Genomic DNA, 20,498 nt, shown 5'->3' on the forward strand with positions numbered 1-20,498 from the left:
TTGATAAACCTCCAAAAGACGATAGATAAACTAAAAAAACTGCATGAGCATATTTTAACTTATGTTCATGCAGTTTTGTATTAAAGTTAGCTAGTATAATAAGCAAAAATGGCCAGTAACATAGCAGATAATGCGGTAGCTACTTTGACTCCTTTATTGTTCGTTAAATCACTGCCTATATTCCCAATTAGTAAAAGTGCAGCAACACCTACAACAGGGAATAAATATTGATCATAAGACGGCCAATCTAACGCTAATTCACTCTCGGGAGACGTAACTGGTATTCCCTTGTACGTCTTTATTTTAAACGTAATCGTAGTCGTTAGTCCAGTTGTGACATTGTCACCTACTGGAATATCAGGTGTATAGATTTTAATTTGAATATTTAAAGATTCAGCTGTTGGATTTACGTAAACCTCCAAATAACCGTTGCGTACTGATAAGCTCAGACTATTTAAAAGGTTTTGATAAGAGTCGATTTGTGACGCAGTGAGAGACGTTTGAGTGTCGCCCAATAAACCCGTGATATAGGCACCTGGTTTACCATTTGTAATGGTAATTGTGTTTGGTGAACCTTCACTTGGTATGGTTGCCAGAAGTGAAGTTGATAGAATAATATCCAACTCAGGTGATGTGAAAATGGTTTCTGTCGTATCAAATTCAAACATTGCGTTTGCCAAACTTGTTAGATTTTCTAAAGCCGGAATGGTAGATAAAATGTCTGTCAGTGTACGCAGCCTTGCATCATATACCGGATCAGACGGCGGATTTACATTGCTTGCACCTGAGTCTCTTCCTGAAAATCCGTCTTTATCAATCCCGATGCTTCCAGAACCGCTTCCGATGGTTCCTTCATAAAATTGATCAAAGGCCCAGTTGTTTGGCATCGGATAGCCGAGATTGCCGCTAAATCCTGTTGACATATTTGCCACAAAACTATACTTTGTCAGTCCTGCTTCTGCTGTACGGATACAAATGTTTCTTGGTCCGTAAACCCCTATTTCATACTTAGGTGCTGTTGGAAATGTCTGCATTTTTGTAAATGCTGACTTAATCTCTTGGAAATAAGGAATGATTTTATCGGTCACTTCATAATCGTATGCATCAAAATCGACAGCGAAATAAATGGTCGTGCCTGACGGAAAACCTAATCTTCTAGCAGCAGAAGCGGCGCTATATGCATCTCTTGTGCCTTGGTCTTTGACAAAATAAGAAGATTCATAGCCGCCGTCTTGATAAATTGGGAAAACCTTCAATCCGGCATCGAGAATAACTGCAAGCTCTTTAGATGTCAGGGCTTTTGATGTGAGGCCGCTGCTTGTCCGCACATTTCCGGTCAAATATCTGCCAACCGTTTTATAACCGTTATTCCGCAGTGTTTGAGCTTTTTCTGCGGTTATAATTGTAGCAGTGTCACAAGCAGAAGCGGCGCGAGTTGTGTCTCCTGAGCTTGATAATAAAGCTTTAATGGTTGGCATATCTGCATAACCTGTTTGCGGCAGGCACATGAACTCTTGAAATGCTTTAACAGCTGAAACAACACCCACACCATATTTGCCGTCAAACTCACCAGGATCGAACGATTTTCCGTTACAATAGAGGGCGTACTGAACAATTAAGACAAATCCTGTTCTTGAATCGCCGGGAGTTAAAGTAGGGCACAAACTTGTGGTGCCGTTTCCGAAAAATCCATTGGCAACACTTGTGCTCATGCCTTCTTCTTTTTGTAGGGCATAAATAAGAGCTTTATTTGTATCGCGGCCATACAGTCCGTCACAAGGCATTAACCCGATATAGTCATTGTAGTCCCGATTTAAGTTTTGTTGAATCTGGCGAATTCTTGAATCACCCCCAGACACCAGCTTAAAAGCGCTCATGTCTAATAAGGCTTTCATAATTAACGTGGTGACAATCCCATCCTGTGTTGTCAGTCCGGCAGCTTTTTGAAATTCTTTTACCGCATTTTCTGTTTTTTCGTAAAAGACGCCTGTAAAACCGCCGGGATTAAAGCCTTTACACCATAAAGCCCCTTGTAAAATAAAATTCATGTTGCTTGGTTTTGAATCTGGAGCTTGGCGTTTAAGAGGTTTAAATAAGCGCTGTGTTGTCGGCCCGAAGTTATCGGCTGGCTCTGAGATACCCAATTCAATTTGAAGCGCCCGAGTCAGACCGTAGATCGTATCCCACCCAGTTTTCCCGCTTTCTTCTACAGGGTTATACCCATGTTTGCCGCTGTACGTATCGTTCAGCCATTGCTGTGTGATTAAGACCATTTCATCAACCATTTCGATTCCTCCTTTGTTAGATTGCGTTCATTTATAGGTGGCAAACGTAGGACAAAATAAAAAAATGGATGCCGTTAAGCATCCATTTTACATCCGTTTTCCAACAGCTTCGCTTTCGGTTTCATCTCCGAGATGTAGAGGCCTAAAAGCGTAAGGGCGCCTCCTAGAAGAGCGATCCATGTCATGTTTTCATGCAGGATCAGGACGGAGGCGGCGATTGTGATAACCGGGACCATGTATATATACGCACTGGATTTGACGGCTCCGAGCACGCCGACTGAATAATTCCAAGTGGCGAAGCACAGGGCAGAAGCGCCAATCCCTAAGAAAAGCATGTTGAGTATATTTGAAGCAGATGAAAATCGGCTTAGGTCAAAATGGAAGTCGAACAAAAATAAAGCGGGAACCATAAATAATAGGCCATACAAAAATACTCTCTGTGTCAGCTCGATGATGTGGTATTCGTAAGCGCTTAATTTTTTCATGAATATCGAGTATCCGCCAAACACGAGAGCAGCCCCGGCTGCCATGATGTCTCCGAGCGGATTTAGACGCAGTACCACATTGCCGTTAAACGTAATCAATAAAAGCCCGATCAGTGCCGAGACAAATCCAATCAAAAAAGTCAGACGCAGTTTTTCGCCTTCGAGCAGAAAATGGGCCAAAACCGCAGTGATCATCGGTATAATGGACACGATCATGCCGACATTGGATGCGTATGTATAGGTGAGAGCTATATTTTCTAATAGAAAGTATAAGGTTACGCCAAATAAACCAGCCCCGGCAAACAACAGCTCCTGCCGCCAATTTCTGAACGGAATCATGTTGGGACGGACGAGGATAAGAGCGATAAAGCCCATCAAAAACCGATAAAATAATATTTCCATTGGAGAGAAGTCAGCCAGCAGAACTTTTGTCGAAATAAAGGTCGTCCCCCAAATCAGAATGGTCACAATGGCTGCGATATGCCCCGAAGTTTCTCTTTGTATGTTCATCTGTGAAGCTCCTTTTCAAAAATCTTCATGTATTGCTTCGGCGTCAGCCCCACCTGCCGTTTAAAAAACTTCGTCATATGACTCTGATCGCTGAATCCTGTCTGAAATGCCGCATCAATCGGTCTTACTCCTTGTTCAAGGAGTTTTTTGGCTTGATTAATCCTGATTGTTTCCATGTAGCTATTAGGGGTAATGCCTTTTTGTTTTGTAAATGAACGCAATAAATGATACTTGCTCCAGCCTGTTAATTCACTCAAATCATTGAGTGTGACATTTTCGGCATAATGCTCTTCTAAAAATTCACAAACCATTTTGACTTCGTCTGATGGTTCTGGAACGCTGCTAAGGAACGTGACATCTGAATAATGGCGGATCAGCTCCTCTAATAGATGAAGAAACAGCTCCTCCTTACGCAAAGCTTGTTTTTCCTCGGATATCAAAATATGCAATTCCTGCAGGCTGGCTGTCAGCTCATGGCGGAATAACACATGCTGGGAGAAATAAGGGAGATGCCCGGAGCCAGTAATCTCTTTCACCGCCTTCTCCATGATATCCGGCATGACATTGATACACCGATAATCAAGCGTCCGGCCGTCAATCTGTTCACAGCTATGCGTGTCACGAGGGTTAAAGAGGAGAAGATCACCTGGATTGATGATATATTCTTGATCCTGACAGGCCAGATACCGTTGCCCTTTTTCAATAAATCCAATCACATAATAATCGTGAAAGTGGTTCGGGAACTTTTGCATAATTCCCTTGAAACGGTAGGCTTCTATATGAAGGTGTGGGTCAAGCTGCAGTGTGCGGGTTTCATTTTGCATGGGATGCCTCCTGTCGGTGTGGTGGACTTGGATTAAGTGTAGCATGATTTTGGGAGATTTCTTGTATGATGTTGCTGTTTAGGAATAGAGAAAGCAGACCGTTATTGGTCTGCTTTCGTTACCTTGTATGATTAAGTATTTTAACGTAAATCTAAATATCCCCATATTGCTCGATAATCGCTTTATCTGCACAATACTGATAAAATTCTTCTATTAATTTATCAACATCTTGCTTACGAGCTATTTTTTCTAACCAATCTCCTGGGATCCCATCTAGCTTATAATACATTCCTGCTATCGATCCTGTTATTGATGCTACAGTATCAGTATCTTCTCCTAAGTTCACTGCTGTTAGTACAGCCTCGGTAAATGAAGATGTAGTGCCGAAACACCAAATTGCCGCTTCTAAAGTATGAACGACATACCCGTCTGATCGAATTTCTTCTCTTGGTGTATTCAAAAAGCTTTTTTCAAAAATTCTTTTATAATGTGTTAACTCTTTATGGTATATATGTTCTTTTTTGAAATTCTCGTCGAAAAGCTCTTTCACTTCTCTTAAAGATGTATCAATTGAATTGTTATAATATAGCCTTAGTAATAGTTCAACATAAATAATGGAACCAACTATAGCACGCGGATGGGCATGGGTTATTTCAGTGTATTTCTTGATCATCTCTGCTTTTTTCACAAAATCGAATTCCTTATGCAAAATAAACACTAATGGTGAAATTCTCATTAATGCTCCATTTCCGTTATCAAATTCTGACTGACCGCCGCATTTTTCTGGCAGAACACCTTTCCTAAATCGGGTAATTGCTTCAACGGTCGTCCTGCCAATGTCAAACATTTCACCATACGGCGTCCAGTAACCTTCATCTTGATACAGTTTAAATTTCTGCATTAAATCATTTATGTTCCCTTTTTCAATCATATTCTCCATCAGGCACAAGGTCAGAGATGTATCGTCAGACCAGGTTCCAGGAGGTTGATTATAGGTGCCGTATCCTACCATATCCTGCACATGAAAATCTCCTCTTTTTTTGAATTCAACAGGGACTCCTAACATATCTCCTATAATGCCACCGTATATTGTTGGAAGAACTTTGTTTTTTATATTAAGTTTAAGAAAGCTCTTATTGTCATCTTCCCATCTATCTATCATTCTTCTGCCTCTCATTTTTTCACCCACTTAAATTAAGTCTAAAATAATATGTAACTTATTGTTGCTATCAACATGTGCGCTTTTAATAACCATCTCTTGCCCAAAATTTAAAAGTAACTCAGCTTCATTAGGAAAGTGGCTTATCTTTCCGAGATAGGCTGCATTGGTTCCTGCTGGAACATTTATTTCCCATGAGACTTCCATGTGATCAAAGGATGATTCCTTAACAATTGCTGTACTAACAAAACCATTGTCTCTGAAAATCTTTCCAATTAATGATTCAGCATTAATGTCTCCATATTTGTTAATTTCAATTAATGACTCTAAAGGTCTTAGGTCTGTTCCTCTATAAACTTGTAAATTGTGTGGAACTCGCGCTTTATCCAACCCATTCTTTATATTATAGATTGTATCTAAATCAATGCCATCTAAAGAATCACTAATTCCTCTTAGATAATCATTTATTTTTTTATAATCATCACCAGTATATTGCTTAATTGCTTCTTGTTCACTTGGGGTTAATGATTTAATCCAATCGTCATAATACTTGCTCCCCCATTGGTGTGCTTCCTCTACGGTTTTAATATCACGTGTAATTTTAGAATTTTCATTTGGTCCTACGCCACCTGATTTGCTATGGTCGCTGCTATTAATCTGGACAAAGTTTTCAAGTTTCTTATCAAAACCCTTCTCTAGTTTCGGAATAGGGCTTTCAATGTTCCCAACTCCTTGTATTGCAGATTCTAGTTGATTGTTACTTGGCAATTTGAAATAAGGTTTTGCTTTTTCAGTAATGTTCTTTGCTATAGATTTATGATCGTTCACAAAAGCCTTTGTTTCTTTTGTCACGAATTTCCCTGCTTTTGTTGCAGATGCCACTTTTCCGAGTCCCTTGGCGCCAAAAAGGGAAGCAACTGCGTAGGTGATGTAGTGGGAGCGGCTATAGACATCACCATGAACCATATTGTCGTTCCAAGATTTTTTAAATGAATCGACCATGTATTCAAAAGTTTCGGGAGCGCTATAAATGATATTTTGGAGTTCCTGTCCGGCTTTGACTTGTTCTTCGATGCCCATCTTGCCCTGTGCTCTATACGACCATATAGCAAGATCGTAAGCACCGACTGCGAGGTCGCATGCACCGGTAACGATATCCTTTCCGGCATCCCAAAGCCCGACAATTACACCTTTTCCTCCTTCGACAAGCATTTTTCCTGTTTGCTGCTGTGCTTTCATTTGAACGATGCTTGAATAATATTGTAATTGCTCAGCGCTCAGGTTGTCAGTGCCAATCTTTTCTGCAACTTTCAGGTATTCATCAGGATCAGTAGTTTTGTCGAGTTTTTTCTTGAGATACTCGATTTCTTCCTGTTTTTTTGCTTTGATGAACTGCTGAGCTTGTTTGTGTATATCCGCTTTGTTTTGATAAACATCTGTTTCGTGAAAGGCTTTTGCATTAAAACTTATTGGGTTGGTACTTCCGCCTTTGCTGGTGGCACCGGTCAGCGCTTCGAAAAATGCCCGAACCTCATGTTCTACAACTTCGGAGGCCTCGTAATCACTGTTCAGTTTCTCATCAAGGTTATGCAGATGTGTAATCGTTTTTTTTCGTTTTTTATCTGCTTTATCCAGTTTATCGGTGACTGTGGAATTGTCAAAGAGGGACAGCGGTAAAATGTCATCAATAGAATTCAGAATTGATTTAATTTCTTTTTGCTGTGCCTCTATAATACCGTCTGCTTTGACTAGACCATTATACAGTTCGTTATCGAGATAAGATTCCTCGATATATGCATCGTCATCAAATGTTGCTGCTTCAATAGCGGATGGAATATTTTTGAAAAAAGCGATTCTCATGTCAATGAGGTCCAGCCACAGATCCGCCCCTGTCGCTTGTTCCTTATAGAAGGCTTTAATTGCGTTAGCTCCTTTGCCTGTCATGGCATCATCCAAGTTTGCCATCTTTTTGAACTGTTTTTTCAATGTAGCCATGTGCTCTCTCAATGTTTGGTAGGCTTTAAGGCGCGTTTCGGCAGTTTCTAAAATCGTACTTACTTCAAGAATCTTCATTTAATACATGTCCTTTCGCCTGAATTTTCCTGTAAATATGGTACCATGGTGAATTTAGGAAAGGAGCGCAAACTGAGAAATCAAGGAAAAACAGTACTTTTTTACTGATTCTAATTATTCATTTTACTCGCAGATATAAAATCTACTGGAATCAGCTGTCGTACCCATTCTTGGTGGCTTCAAGATCTCAGTTTTTATATTGAAGATTTCAGGTGGTACTGTACGGTATGTGCGGAGTTCGCCAGCCATTTTTTTGTGGAAAGCCTTCTAATCATGCAACTCGTGATGAATTCTTATTTTATCTTTTTTAATAAAAATTTATTTTTCAAATATTTCAGTTATAATGGTTTGGAACAGATAGGAGGGGCAAAGATGTATCAATCAAAGAAGGTTTTATTGTTAGGTTCAGGTGAGTTAGGTAAAGAGGTAGTGATTGAAGCCCAGCGTCTTGGGGTACAGACGGTGGCAGTTGACAGTTACGAGCATGCTCCGGCGATGCAGGTCGCGCATAACAGTTATGTCGTTGATATGCTGGACCCAGAGCAGATCAGAACCATTATTGAGAAAGAAAAGCCGGATTTGATTGTGCCTGAGGTGGAGGCGATCGCGACGGATGAATTGCTGAAGCTTGAAGAAGAAGGGTTTCACGTCATCCCGAATGCCCGTGCGGCCAAGCTGACGATGGATCGGGAAGGCATCAGACGGCTTGCGGCGGAAACGCTTGGGCTTGCGACGGCTGGCTATGAATTTGCGAATACATATGATGAATTTATACAAGCGGCAGCACAGATCGGTTTTCCTTGTGTCGTTAAACCATTGATGAGTTCTTCTGGAAAAGGTCAAAGTATCTGCCGCTCTGAAGCGGATTTAGAGAGCTGCTGGGAGACGGCGATGGAAGGCGGACGGGTGAAAAACGGCCGCGTGATCGTTGAGGAGTTTATCCCATTCGAATCAGAAATCACACTCTTAACAGTACGTGCGGTTAACGGTACGGCATTTTGTGAGCCGATCGGTCATGTGCAAAAGGACGGGGATTATATCGAATCGTGGCAGCCGCATGATATGACAGAGCAGCAAATAGAAGAAGCGAAGCATATTGCGAAAACGATCACGGATGAGCTTGGCGGATACGGCCTGTTTGGTGTTGAGCTGTTCCTTGCGAAAGATAGGGTATATTTCAGTGAGGTATCTCCTCGTCCGCATGATACGGGTCTTGTCACGCTGGTGACGCAAAATTTGTCAGAATTTGCACTGCATGTCCGGGCGGTTCTCGGCTTTCCGATTACAGAAATCACACAGCTTTCTCCTGGCGCCAGCAGGCCCCTCAAAGCGCCGGAAGAATTAGCGGATTACACTGTTGAAGGATTGGAAAACGCACTGGCAGTCCCAAAGACTCAAGTGCGCGTCTTTGGAAAGCCGATAACGAAAGCCGAACGTCGTATGGCAGTTGCGCTCTCTGCTGCTGATTCAGTTGAAACGGCAAGAGAGAATGCAAAGAAAGCGTTGGACCAGCTAACGATAAAATAGAGTTTGAGCAGGTCTTGTCATGGGACAAGGCCTGTTTTTTTCTTTCTCCGTAAAAGTTTTATCATAAGAATCAGAAACCCGATTATAATGTAAAAGTCTTCCATCGATACGGGTGGTTGACACTAAAGGAGGGAGATGACAAAATGAAATTAGTTCCAAGATTCAGAAAACAATGGTTCGCTTACTTAACGGTTTTGTGTTTGGCTTTGGCAGCAGCGGTATCTTTTGGCGTACCGGCAAAAGCGGCAGAGAACCCGCAAACTTCTGTATCGAATACCGGTAAAGAAGCTGATGCTACGAAAAACCAAACGTCAAAAGCAGAACAGGTTTCCGCCCCTTATGAGGGAACCGGAAAAACAAGTAAATCGTTATACGGCGGCCAAACGGAACTGGAGAAAAATATTCAAACCTTACAGCCTTCGAGCATTATCGGAACTGATGAACGCACCAGAATCTCCAGCACGACATCTTTTCCATATAGAGCAACCGTTCAACTGTCAATCAAGTATCCCAACACTTCAAGCACTTATGGATGTACCGGATTTTTAGTCAATCCAAATACAGTCGTCACAGCTGGACATTGTGTGTACAGCCAGGATCATGGATGGGCTTCGACGATAACCGCCGCGCCGGGCCGCAATGGTTCGTCATACCCGTACGGTACTTATTCAGGCACGATGTTTTACTCCGTCAAAGGATGGACGGAAAGCAAAGACACCAATTATGATTACGGAGCTATTAAATTAAACGGTTCTCCTGGAAACACGGTTGGCTGGTACGGCTACCGGACTACAAACAGCAGCAGTCCCGTGGGCCTTTCCTCGTCAGTGACAGGATTCCCGTGTGACAAAACATTTGGCACGATGTGGTCTGATACAAAGCCGATTCGCTCCGCTGAAACGTATAAGCTGACCTATACAACCGATACGTACGGCTGCCAAAGCGGCTCGCCTGTTTATCGAAACTACAGTGATACAGGGCAGACAGCTATTGCCATTCACACGAACGGAGGATCGTCATATAACTTGGGAACAAGGGTGACGAACGATGTATTCAACAATATTCAATATTGGGCAAATCAATAAATACAGCAAACTAGCCATATTCATGTCTATTTTGTTTTTATGCGGGTGCAGTTCGCAGACGCATTCTTCTCCAAAAGAAACGACTATTCCTGTCACTCTTCATGTGGAGGATGCTAAGGGGCTGCCGGTCGAAGGGGTTCAAGTGACGATTGTCAAAGCGCCCTCTTCAGATGAGGAGCCGAGTACAGAGATTGGCGAGATACTCGGTAAAACAGACAAAAACGGAGATATAAAATGGGATACCGGCAGAAAAGGCGATTACTCAGTCGCGTTGACGAAGGGTGAAACATCAGTAACCCATCACATCTCGTTAACAGAGGATAAAAAAGATCATGCCATTCCATTAGTCTTCAAAGAATAGCAGTTTCCTTGATTTTAAGGAAACTGCCTTTTTTATTTATTGCAGGAAACCAAACTATATACTGGAAATTTATTATGTGAGATAATAAGAAATAGGTATTTTTTCTTACGAGACAAAAGGGGCGCTATCCCTTATTTTATATCAATCAAACCCGGAGGAAAAAGAAGAAAATGATACAAGATTCAATGCAGTTTGCCGCGGTTGAAAGTGGTCTGCGCTTTTACCAGGCATATGATCAAAGCCTTTCTTTGTGGCCGATTGAGTCGGAAGCATTCTATGTTTCTACTCGTTTTGGAAAAACACATATCATTGCAAGTGGGCCAAAGGACGCACCTTCGCTCATTTTGCTTCACGGAGGCCTTTTCAGCTCTGCGATGTGGTATCCGAATATCGCGGCGTTGAGCCGTCAATTTCGTACATATGCGGTCGATATAATAGGAGACAAAAATAAAAGTATACCATCAGCAGCCATGGAAACGAGAGCTGATTTTGCAGAATGGATGAAAGATGTCTTTGATTCTCTTGGACTTGAGACGGCACACCTGGCCGGCCTTTCGCTTGGCGGGTCCCATATCGTGAATTTCTTACTCCGCGCGCCTGAAAGAGTAGAGCGGGCGGTTGTTATGAGTCCCGCTGAAGCGTTTATTTCATTTCATCCGGATGTCTATAAATACGCTGCAGAGCTTACAGGGGCAAGAGGAGCTGAATCATATATCAAGTGGATCACAGATAACAGATATGATCTGCATCCTTTACTGCAAAGACAAATTGTGGCGGGCGTGGAATGGCAGGAGGAACAAAGGAGCCTGAAGCCGACAGAAAACGGCTTTCCGTACGTGTTCACAGACCAGGAATTGAAATCGATACAAGTCCCGGTACTTCTGATGTTCGGTGAGCACGAGGTCATGTACCATCAGCAAATGCCCTTTGAGCGGGCTTCGGTATTGGTGCCGGGAATTCAGGCTGAAATCGTAAAGAACGCCGGACATCTGTTATCTCTGGAGCAGCCAGAGTACGTCAATCAACGCGTCTTGTCCTTTTTATGCGGGGGGATAAAATAGTAAGGAACATGAAAAGATTGGCATTCATTTTTCAAAAGGTAACAAATGTTGTATAATAATAGAATTTGAATGCTGCTTTTTTTGGGAGCATTCTATGTTATCATGCTTATTGGAGAAAAATTTTTCCTGTAACGCTATTCGATCACTATCGTCAAATAATATAGATGGTTTTACAATTGGAGGTTTGGTTACACTGTGAATTACATCCCCTGTATGATTACGATAGGAAACTTCATTTGCGGATTGCTGGCGATTCATTCCTTGCTATATCACAACATTCATTCAGCAGTGCTTTTCATTTTTACAGGCATGTTCCTTGATTTCTTTGACGGGATGGCTGCTCGTAAGCTGAATGCCGTTTCTGATATGGGGAGAGAACTGGATTCGTTTGCCGATCTGGTTACGTTTGGAGTGGCTCCTTCTATGCTTGCTTACAGTGTCGCGTTGTATACCCTGCCATTTATCGGGATCTTATGCGCATTGACGTACAGCATTTGCGGAATGCTTCGCCTCTCTAAATTTAACATTGAACAAAGCAAGCTCCCGACATTTATCGGTATGCCGATTCCGTTTGCGGGCATGTGTCTCGTTATTCTAAGCTTCACCTATAACCCGATCCTTCTGGCAATCGGCACTTGCGGACTCTCATATTTGATGGTGAGTAAAATAAAATTCCCTCATTTTAAAAAACATGCGGCAGAAAACCTGGAGTCTGGGAGATGGAATTAGTTCAGCAGCTCATAGCGGATTACGGTTATCTCGCTATTTTTTTGATGCTGGTATTAGGAATTGTAGGATTGCCGATTCCAGATGAAGTGATGATGACCGTTGTTGGCTATTTCACGCATACCGATGTATTGAATTATGAGCTTTCGATATTGATTAGTTTTGTCGGGGCTTTGTTAGGTATGCTGATCAGCTACATGATTGGCAGAAAAGCTGGACGCCCGTTTATCGACAAGTACGGCAAGTGGGTCGGCTTAAAAGAAAAAAGAATGATGAAAGTGGAAAAATGGATGAAGAAATACGGTCCATATTCTCTTATTTTAGGTTATTTTATTCCCGGCGTCAGACATGTGACGTGCTACTTTTCGGGGATCGGCAAAATGGATCTGAAAACGTATGTTGCGTTTGCGGCAATCGGCGCCTTTTTATGGTGCTTTGTTTTTATTACAATCGGAAGGGTTATAGGGATTATTCATGTTTAATACGGCTGTAAAGATTCTGTATCGATCATTGATAGAGCTGACGAATCATCGTCTGTCATCCTATCTGATTAAAGGATTTTGCGAGTCGAAAATCAGCAAACCGGTCATTCCGCTTTTCTCAAAACATTTTCGGCTGAATTGGGATGATGTGGACGGTACGGCTGCTGATTACGGATCGCTGTCCGAATTGTTCATTCGTCAAATAAATCTGGAGCGGCGCCCTGTGTCAAAAGAGGCGCATGCGGTGGTCAGCCCTGTTGACGGTGTGGTTCAGACGGTAGGAATCATCAACCCGAATCAAACCTTTACGGTGAAGGGAAAAGATTACTCATTCGCTGAGCTGACCGGCTGTAAAAGCGCAGACCATCAATACAACGGCGGATATTTCGTCGTGCTGTATCTAAGCCCGAGGCATTATCACCGTTTCCATTCTCCGATCAGCTGCAGGTATCAAAAGCTGGCCGAGCTCGGAAATCGCTCATACCCGGTAAATCAACTAGGCTTAAAATACGGGAAAGATGTGCTGTCGAAAAATTATCGGTTTGTGTACGAGCTGAATAGCGGCAGCCGAAATGTCCTGATGATTCCTGTCGGCGCGATGAATATTAATTCTATCGTGCAGACGAATACCCGTGCTGAATTGGAGATCGGTGAGGAGCTGGGATACTTTTCATTCGGGTCAACCGTCATTTTGATTTTTGAAAAAGACGCGTTCCAGCCGTCCGCCCATTTAGCAGAAGGCCAAGAAGTCCAAGTCGGAGAACTGATAGGTTACGAAGAGTAAAAAGAGGAGCTTGCATAAACGCAGCGCCTCTTTTTTTGAAGAAAGGTGAGACTTATGGAGAAACAAATCATCAGCTGGATTACAGATTATCAGAACACCGGAGATGAAGCTGTCCTGCGGCAAGTGCGAGAAGTGTGCTGGCCGATCGTTGAAGCGGTTTTGCAAGAGAAGGCAATAGATGATGAACAAGCGAACAATTTGCGCGAAAAAGGAATCGAGCGGTTTCCATTCATCATCAGCAAATACCAAGCGGAGGTGCAGCTTCCGGTTGAGACATTTTTACGAAATACGTATCGGTTTTACTTTCATCAGGTGATGAGAGAATCCAGCTAAAGCTTCTTTCAACAGAGAAGCTTTTTTTGTTGGCAGGAAAAGGAAACTTTTTCTATATCTATCTCGTAATGACTAGAGAACCTAATTGGGGATTCACAGAAGAGCAGATGATCCTAAAGGAACAATATGACGGTGTCATTTGGCTGGAGCATATCACGCCATCTGTCATTATCAAGTGAGCGGTATCCTCTGTGCTATAACAGGTGGAGTGCACCTTTTGTTTGGTAGTTTTCAGATAACTACATCGATTAGTAAATGAATGGAAAATACTTGTGTGCCATGAGAAACCCTTGTGCCGCTTAGGTTTGTAAGAGCTTGGATATTTTTATCAGTCTGGGCGGATCTGTTCATCTTTGCGGCATTTTCCTGTATGATATAGTAAGAGTGTGCATAGCAACTAACTATAATTGAACAGGGTGTTTAAAACATGGAAAAACAATACAGAGTATTACTTTACTATAAATATGTTCCGATTGAAGATCCAGAGGCGTTTAGAGAGCAGCATCTGGCTTTTTGTAAGGAGCTTGGTTTGTTAGGCCGTATCCTTGTTTCTTCTGAAGGAATTAACGGTACGGTATCAGGTACGGTTGAACAGACTGAAAAATATATGGAAACAATGAAAGCTGATCCTCGTTTTGCGGACATGGTATTTAAAATTGATGAAGCAGAAGGCCATGCCTTCAAAAAAATCTTCGTCCGCCATAAAAAAGAGCTTGTAACGCTTCGTCTTGAAGATGATGTCGATCCGAACGAAACAACAGGCCAGCATTTGAAGCCTGCAGAATTTTATGAGAAGATGCAGGATCCAAACACAATTGTCATCGACGCGCGTAACGATTACGAGTATGACCTTGGCCATTTCAGAGGTGCGGTCCGTCCTGACATCGAAGCCTTCCGCGAATTACCTGAATGGATCGAAGAGCATAAAGATATGCTTGAAGGCAAAAAGATTTTAACGTACTGTACAGGCGGCGTACGCTGTGAAAAGTTCTCAGGATGGCTGGTGAAGCAAGGCTTTGAAGATGTAGCACAGCTTGACGGCGGAATCGTGACATACGGAAAAGATCCAGAGGTGCAAGGCAAGCTTTGGGACGGCCAGTGCTACGTATTTGATGAAAGAATCAGCGTGCCTGTCAACCGTGTCGAGCATGTGATTGTCGGCAAGGACTACTTTACAGGAGAACCGTGTGAGCGTTATGTGAACTGCGCAAATCCATCTTGCAATAAAAAAATGATATGCACACCGGAAAATGAGTATAAATATATGCGCAGCTGCAGCCACGAATGCCGCACGAACCCAAGAAACCTGTATGTGAAAGAGCATAATATGACAGAAGAAGAAGTAAACGCAAGACTGGCAGCGATTGAAACAGAAGATCACGCTGCTGCTGAATAAAAAAAGAACACCTCGGATTGAGGTGTTCTTTTTTTTCTATATGCTTTCAGTTTGGCTGTTTGCGGAAACCCATTCTTTTTGGCGGAAGGCCTTTTCCCATTTTGATACCACGATACAGGCGATCGCATGTCCCGGTACGTTCACGCCTGTTCTCGCCATGTCCATGACGCGGTCAACACCCGCGATAATGGCAACGCCTTCAGCCGGCAGTCCTACAGCATTGGCAGTCGCCAGAAGAACTACAAGCGATCCTGAGGGTACGGCTGCAATGCCTTTACTGGTCATCACAAGCACAAGCATCATGAGCAGCTGCTGGGACAATGTCATGTCTACTTGAAAGGCCTGTGCGAGAAAGATACAAGAAACCGATAAATATAAGCTGGAGCCGTCACAGTTCAATGACAAGCCGGAGGGAACGACAAATGATACCACTCGTTTGGGACAGCCGTATTTCTCCATTCTATCCATCAGCTGAGGGAGAATGGTTTCAGTGCTGGTGGTGGAAAATGCAATTAAAAACAGATCCCATATCATTTTCAATACTTCGAAATACTTAATCTGAAAGATGAGACCGACAAGCGGAAAGAGGACAAAGAGGATCAGGAACAGGCCAAGGAATACGGTGCCAACCAGCTTAAACATAGGGAGGAGGAGTTCAATGCCATATTGGCCCACAGAAGCTGCCATCAGGGCTAACACGCCGATAGGAGCAGTGACCATGACGATTTGCGTGAGCTTGAACATAATCTGAGCGGTAGATTCAAAGAACTTCATTACTGGTTCAGAAGCTTTGCCGATACCAGCTGCGGCGACACCAAATAAAATGGCGAAGAAAATAACGGCAAGCAAATCATTTCTGGCCATGACATCAATAATGTTTGTAGGGATAATATCCAGGATCATTTGCTTGAAATCAACAACTTTGTCTGTGTAGCCGGAAAGTTCATGAATATCTTTTTTTGCCAAATGGGAGAGGTCAAGCCCGACACCTGGTTTTAAGACATTCGCTAATAAAAGTCCAAGCCCTAATACCAACGTTGTAATCACTTCGAACCAAATGATCGTCTTGATACCGAGGCTGCCCATTTTTTTCATGCTTCCGCTTCCTGCGGCTCCAATGACAATGGTAGAAAACACAATCGGCACAACAATCATTTTAATCAGGCGGATAAATCCATCCCCGACAGGCCTCAGTGCCATCCCGAAATCAGGAAAAAAGTGGCCGATCAACGCGCCGACAGCCAAAGCGATTAAAATTTGAAACGCGATTAATTTTTTCAAATGAATCCCCCTTTAGAACGATAGAATGTAGGCATATTCATATCATTCGTGATTCAAATGCAAACACCTTTTTTCAAGTTATTTTATTTTGATAGCGCTTTCATTATGTTGGCGAAAAAGTCCCCCGAAGCAGGGGGGACTTTTTTACTTCATTTGAATGTGCTTTAGATCTTCTTCAGAGGTATTTGTGAAAATAACCGGTGTTATAGCTGAAGCGGCATGCTGCTTGATGTAATCGAGATCAAAGGTGAGAAGCAGTTCGCCTTGTTTGACGGCTTGTCCGCTTGTGACATGTGCTTCAAAGCCTTCCCCATTCAGTTTGACGGTATCGATGCCGACATGAATCAGGATTTCAGTGCCGCCGGCGCTCATAAAGCCGATGGCGTGTTTTGTCGGAAAAATCGAGACGATCTCGCCGTCCGCAGGGGCAACGACTTTTCCTTCTGATGGTATAATCGCAAATCCCTCGCCCATCATTTTTTCTGAAAAGACTTGATCAGGCACATCCCCTAAAGAGACTGTTTCTCCTTTAATCGGATAAATAAAGGTCTCACCGGAATCGGACTTCTGCTGTTTGTCAGTTACCGTGTCAAGCGTGGCGGCGGTGGAAGGGACGCCTCCGGCCATGATTGTTTTGATGTCGTCTTTTAAGGCATCGGACTTGGTTCCGAATATTGCCTGGAAGTTGTTGTTGACCTCCAGCACACCTACTGCACCAAGCCGTTTTAATTCATCCTTTCTGACTTGGCTTGGCTGATGAACGGTCACACGAAGCCTTGTGATACATGCATCCAGGTTAGCGATATTTTGCTGTCCGCCCAAGGCCTGCAACACGTGAAAGGCAAGTTGGTCTTTTGCAACTGGAGTTTTCTCCTCATTCTGACCGTCTTCATCTGTCTCACGGCCGGGCGTTTTCAAATTCCATTTCAGAATCGCAAATCGGAACAAATAATAATAAATGAAAGCAAACACGATCCCGACAGGAATGACAACCCAGCCGTTTGTAGACAGTCCGTAGTTCAAGACGTAGTCAATTCCGCCGCCTGAGAACGTATAGCCGTGGCGGACATGGAATAAATCACAAACGACAAAGATGACGCCGGCAAGAATAGAGTTAATCAAATAGAGCACAGGCGCAACGAACAAGAAAGAAAACTCAACCGGCTCTGTAATTCCGGTCAGCATAGATGTGAGTGCCGCAGAAATCATCACGCCGGAGATCATTTTTTTCTTTTCCGGACGCGCGGTATGGATAATGGCAAGAGCAACTGCCGGCAGACAGAAAATCATGTAAGGGAAATCCCCCATCATAAAGCGCCCGGCTGTCGGGTCTCCCGCGAAAAACCTTGTCAGGTCTCCGGTTACGGTGTTGCCTGTTGATGGGTCTGTGTATTCTCCCATCATAAAATAGAAAGGCGTATAAAAAATATGATGCAGGCCAAAAGGAATCAGCAAACGATAGATCGTTGCATAAAAGAACAGGCCGACTGTTGAATCGGCAATTAAACTGCTGGCTGCGTTAATTCCGTTTTGGATCAGCGGCCAAACGAATGAGAAAATGACGCCGATCACCAATGAACTGACGGAAGTAATAATCGGGACAAAGCGTTTTCCAGAGAAAAATCCAAGGACCGGATGCAGCTCGATTGATGAAAATCGCTTATATAAATAGGCGGCGAGAAGCCCGATGATGATTCCTCCGAAAACCCCCATATCAATCAGGTGCTCGGCTCCTTCATACGGAGGCTGAAGGCCGAGTAATTTTCCCATATTGTCGAGGGTGACGGTTAAAATTAAGTATCCGATGACAGCGGCAAGTCCGGCTACACCTTCTCCGCCGGCTAATCCGATCGCGACCCCTACGGCGAAAATCAGCGGGAGATTATCGAATACAACGCCGCCTGCATCCTTTATAATAGGGATGTTCAGTAAATCCTTGTCTCCGAAACGGAGCAAAAGACCTGCTGCCGGCAGGACGGCAACCGGAGTCATCAACGCGCGGCCAAGCTGCTGCAGAATTTGAAATGCCTTTTTAAACATGACAGTCTCCTTTTATTGTTTTATGAGCATGGTGCACTCTTTAATTTTTGAGCTGCTTTATAATCGGCGATAACGGTTACATAATTGTGTTTTTGAAGAATGGAGGCTGGTACTTCTGTCGTGACAGGACCTTCAGCCATCTTTTGAATAGCGTCTGCTTTTTCCTCGCCGCTTGCTAAAAGCACAATATGTTTGCTGAATTCCATGATGGTTTTAATGCCCATTGAAATCGCGAGTCTCGGCACCAGCACTGGATCACCGCCGAAGAATCTGGCATTTGCCTGTATCGTGCTTTCCGAGAGCTTCACAACACGTGTCCGGTCCTCAAAATCAGATCCCGGTTCATTGAAACCGATATGGCCATTGGCGCCGATGCCGAGAATTTGGACATCAATGCCTCCCGCCTGGCGGATGAGATCCTCGTATACTTTGCATGCCGCCTCAAGCTGCGGATTGTCTCCTTGCGGGATATGAATATGATCAGGCTGCATATTGATATGCTGAAAAAGATGCTCATGCATAAAATGGTTATAACTTTGCGGATGAGATGGAGAGAGACCAGCGTATTCATCCAAATTAAATGTAGTAACCTTTGAAAAATCAATTTCGCCTGCCTGATAGTCTGAAATCAACTGCTTATACAAGCCGACCGGTGTGCTTCCTGTTGCCAGGCCGAGAACGGCATCTTTCTTAGCTTGTATTTGTTCTTTAATAATGGCAGCGCTTAACTTACAGAGTTCTTCGTAGTGCTCGGCGATCAGAATCTTCATGTGACACCCCCTCAAAGAGATAGACAAGCACCTTATTTGTTATGACCAATTTATGATACTTGTCATTACGAATTTAGCACCGCCCTATCAAACTGTCAATATTAATTTCTGAAAATTTGTTATAAAAGAAGGATACAAATCTTTCATATTGGGATGGCAAATGGTATTATGGTCTCAATTAAAAAGAACGGAATGCATACAGAATGGGGAGAATGAAATGACAGCTTTATATTCTGTTATCAAGTTTAAAATCATTGAGTTAATTAAATCGGGCAAATATCAGGCGAATGATCAGCTGCCGACGGAGAGTGAGTTTTGCGAACAATATGATGTCAGCAGAACAACTGTGAGACTGGCTCTGCAGCAGCTAGAGCTTGAGGGATATATTAAAAGAATTCAAGGAAAAGGGACATTTGTATCGGCGGCAAAAATACAAACGCCGATTCCGCATAAGATTACGAGCTTTGCAGAACAAATGAGAGGCCTTCGTTCTGAATCAAAAGTGCTTGAGCTTGTTGTGATTCCTGCCGATCACTCCATTGCCGAGCTTTTGAAAATGAAAGAGAATGAACCTGTCAACAAGCTTGTCAGAGTCAGATACGCCGAGGGGGAACCTTTGCAGTATCATACCTCATATATTCCCTGGAAGGCGGCACCGGGGCTGGTGCAGGAGGAATGCACCGGCTCGCTGTTTGAATTGTTAAGGACAAAATACAATATTGAAATCAGCAGGGGCACGGAATCGATCGAACCGATTTTAACGGATGAAACGATCAGCGGCCACTTATTAACCAATGTCGGAGCGCCTGCGTTTTTATCAGAATCCCTTACCTATGATAAAAATGAAGAAGTGGTGGAATATGCGCAAATTATTACCCGGGGAGACCGAACGAAATTCACCGTAGAACAGTCATATCATTCATAAAGCAATGTGTTTTAAGAAGGGAATGGTGGTTCTATGTTTTTATTGACGAATGGAAAAGTGCTGTGGGGAGCAGTGATTGCTGCATTCATCCTTTCAATTGTATTTTACCCTTCTCTGCCGACGCAGATGCCGATTCATTATGATGTTGCGAACAGTCCGAATCTGACGGTTAACAAGCTGGCGGGGACTGTGATGCTGCCTGTTTTGATGGTGGTGTTTGCATGGGCGCGGAAGATCAATTGGCAATTAGTGTTCGCAGTGTATATTTTGCTGATTTGCCACATTGTCGTCCTTTGTTTAGCGGTCTAAATCAAACAGCCAGAATAAAACTGGCTGTTTTTCTTTAATTTCAGCTTCATCTGACAATGAATGTGGTGTATAATAGCTGATG

At 43.2% G+C, this 20,498-nt stretch carries 19 protein-coding genes and 1 pseudogene; 12 read left to right on the forward strand and 8 right to left on the reverse strand.

The features are described from left to right. Positions 1-86: 86 nt before the first annotated feature. From NYE56_RS00805 to NYE56_RS00825, 5 genes are all read right to left on the reverse strand, one after another. Positions 87-2,285: a glycoside hydrolase domain-containing protein gene (locus tag NYE56_RS00805; RefSeq protein WP_341283325.1), complete on the reverse strand. Its 2,199-nt coding sequence runs from the start codon at positions 2,283-2,285 to the stop codon at positions 87-89. 74 nt (positions 2,286-2,359) lie between these two features. After that, the gene (locus NYE56_RS00810; protein ID WP_031600098.1) at positions 2,360-3,280 is read right to left on the reverse strand and encodes a DMT family transporter; all 921 of its coding nucleotides are present in this window, start codon (positions 3,278-3,280) and stop codon (positions 2,360-2,362) included. Beyond that, positions 3,277-4,104 (reverse strand): AraC family ligand binding domain-containing protein, encoded by an 828-nt coding sequence (locus tag NYE56_RS00815; protein WP_003246321.1) that lies wholly within the window; start codon positions 4,102-4,104, stop codon positions 3,277-3,279. The genes NYE56_RS00810 and NYE56_RS00815 overlap by 4 nt, the downstream gene beginning before the upstream one ends. A gap of 151 nt (positions 4,105-4,255) precedes the next feature. Further along, positions 4,256-5,281, reverse strand: a complete 1,026-nt coding sequence (locus NYE56_RS00820) for an ADP-ribosylglycohydrolase family protein (protein WP_015252933.1) — start codon at positions 5,279-5,281, stop codon at positions 4,256-4,258. Between the two features lie 12 nt (positions 5,282-5,293). Next, the gene (locus NYE56_RS00825; RefSeq protein WP_021481904.1) at positions 5,294-7,336 is read right to left on the reverse strand and encodes a T7SS effector LXG polymorphic toxin; all 2,043 of its coding nucleotides are present in this window, start codon (positions 7,334-7,336) and stop codon (positions 5,294-5,296) included. Between the two features lie 282 nt (positions 7,337-7,618). Here NYE56_RS00825 and purT point away from each other — a divergent pair, with 282 nt between their 5' ends. The 10 genes and pseudogenes from purT (at position 7,619) to trhO (ending at position 15,091) form a co-directional block, all read left to right on the forward strand. Then, complete coding sequence (purT, locus tag NYE56_RS00830) at positions 7,619-8,863, forward strand: phosphoribosylglycinamide formyltransferase 2 (RefSeq protein ID WP_341284370.1); 1,245 nt, start codon at positions 7,619-7,621, stop codon at positions 8,861-8,863. Between the two features lie 143 nt (positions 8,864-9,006). Beyond that, the gene (mpr, locus tag NYE56_RS00835; RefSeq protein WP_015252930.1) at positions 9,007-9,948 is read left to right on the forward strand and encodes an extracellular metalloprotease Mpr; all 942 of its coding nucleotides are present in this window, start codon (positions 9,007-9,009) and stop codon (positions 9,946-9,948) included. Next, complete coding sequence (locus tag NYE56_RS00840; RefSeq protein WP_015715171.1) at positions 9,911-10,309, forward strand: YbfJ family protein; 399 nt, start codon at positions 9,911-9,913, stop codon at positions 10,307-10,309. Before mpr ends, NYE56_RS00840 begins: the two co-directional genes overlap by 38 nt. Before the next feature lie 170 nt (positions 10,310-10,479). Beyond that, the gene (cesB, locus tag NYE56_RS00845) at positions 10,480-11,370 is read left to right on the forward strand and encodes an enantioselective carboxylesterase CesB (protein WP_341283326.1); all 891 of its coding nucleotides are present in this window, start codon (positions 10,480-10,482) and stop codon (positions 11,368-11,370) included. Between the two features lie 195 nt (positions 11,371-11,565). Continuing rightward, positions 11,566-12,099: a CDP-diacylglycerol--serine O-phosphatidyltransferase gene (pssA, locus tag NYE56_RS00850; RefSeq protein WP_009966430.1), complete on the forward strand. Its 534-nt coding sequence runs from the start codon at positions 11,566-11,568 to the stop codon at positions 12,097-12,099. Next, entirely contained in the window at positions 12,090-12,578 is a 489-nt protein-coding gene (locus tag NYE56_RS00855; protein ID WP_003234861.1) for a DedA family protein, read from the forward strand. The genes pssA and NYE56_RS00855 overlap by 10 nt, the downstream gene beginning before the upstream one ends. After that, complete coding sequence (locus tag NYE56_RS00860) at positions 12,571-13,362, forward strand: phosphatidylserine decarboxylase (RefSeq protein WP_160244326.1); 792 nt, start codon at positions 12,571-12,573, stop codon at positions 13,360-13,362. Before NYE56_RS00855 ends, NYE56_RS00860 begins: the two co-directional genes overlap by 8 nt. Before the next feature lie 54 nt (positions 13,363-13,416). After that, the gene (locus tag NYE56_RS00865; RefSeq protein ID WP_133953761.1) at positions 13,417-13,695 is read left to right on the forward strand and encodes a hypothetical protein; all 279 of its coding nucleotides are present in this window, start codon (positions 13,417-13,419) and stop codon (positions 13,693-13,695) included. An 86-nt stretch (positions 13,696-13,781) separates the two neighbouring features. Further along, positions 13,782-13,874, forward strand: a pseudogene (locus NYE56_RS00870) (hypothetical protein); the annotation flags it as partial. Between the two features lie 248 nt (positions 13,875-14,122). Next, complete coding sequence (gene trhO, locus NYE56_RS00875; RefSeq protein ID WP_003246287.1) at positions 14,123-15,091, forward strand: oxygen-dependent tRNA uridine(34) hydroxylase TrhO; 969 nt, start codon at positions 14,123-14,125, stop codon at positions 15,089-15,091. A gap of 36 nt (positions 15,092-15,127) precedes the next feature. Here trhO and gltP read toward each other — a convergent pair whose 3' ends face one another. The 3 genes from gltP to nagB form a co-directional block, all read right to left on the reverse strand. Next, positions 15,128-16,372 (reverse strand): glutamate-aspartate/proton symporter GltP, encoded by a 1,245-nt coding sequence (gene gltP / locus NYE56_RS00880; protein WP_086343394.1) that lies wholly within the window; start codon positions 16,370-16,372, stop codon positions 15,128-15,130. A gap of 144 nt (positions 16,373-16,516) precedes the next feature. Continuing rightward, positions 16,517-18,412 (reverse strand): glucose-specific PTS transporter subunit IIBC, encoded by a 1,896-nt coding sequence (gene ptsG, locus NYE56_RS00885; RefSeq protein ID WP_268555802.1) that lies wholly within the window; start codon positions 18,410-18,412, stop codon positions 16,517-16,519. Between the two features lie 20 nt (positions 18,413-18,432). Beyond that, positions 18,433-19,182 (reverse strand): glucosamine-6-phosphate deaminase, encoded by a 750-nt coding sequence (gene nagB / locus NYE56_RS00890; protein WP_268555803.1) that lies wholly within the window; start codon positions 19,180-19,182, stop codon positions 18,433-18,435. A gap of 217 nt (positions 19,183-19,399) precedes the next feature. Between nagB and gamR the strand changes: the two genes are divergently transcribed. Together gamR and NYE56_RS00900 are read left to right on the forward strand one after the other, a co-directional pair. Next, positions 19,400-20,107: a transcriptional regulator GamR gene (gamR, locus tag NYE56_RS00895; RefSeq protein WP_133953758.1), complete on the forward strand. Its 708-nt coding sequence runs from the start codon at positions 19,400-19,402 to the stop codon at positions 20,105-20,107. A 33-nt stretch (positions 20,108-20,140) separates the two neighbouring features. After that, positions 20,141-20,416, forward strand: coding sequence for a DUF1648 domain-containing protein (locus NYE56_RS00900; protein ID WP_064672058.1), 276 nt, complete (start codon positions 20,141-20,143; stop codon positions 20,414-20,416). Positions 20,417-20,498 lie beyond the last annotated feature (82 nt).

It is taken from the genome of Bacillus sp. FSL R5-0603 (assembly GCF_038050295.1).
Lineage (GTDB): Bacteria > Bacillota > Bacilli > Bacillales > Bacillaceae > Bacillus > Bacillus subtilis.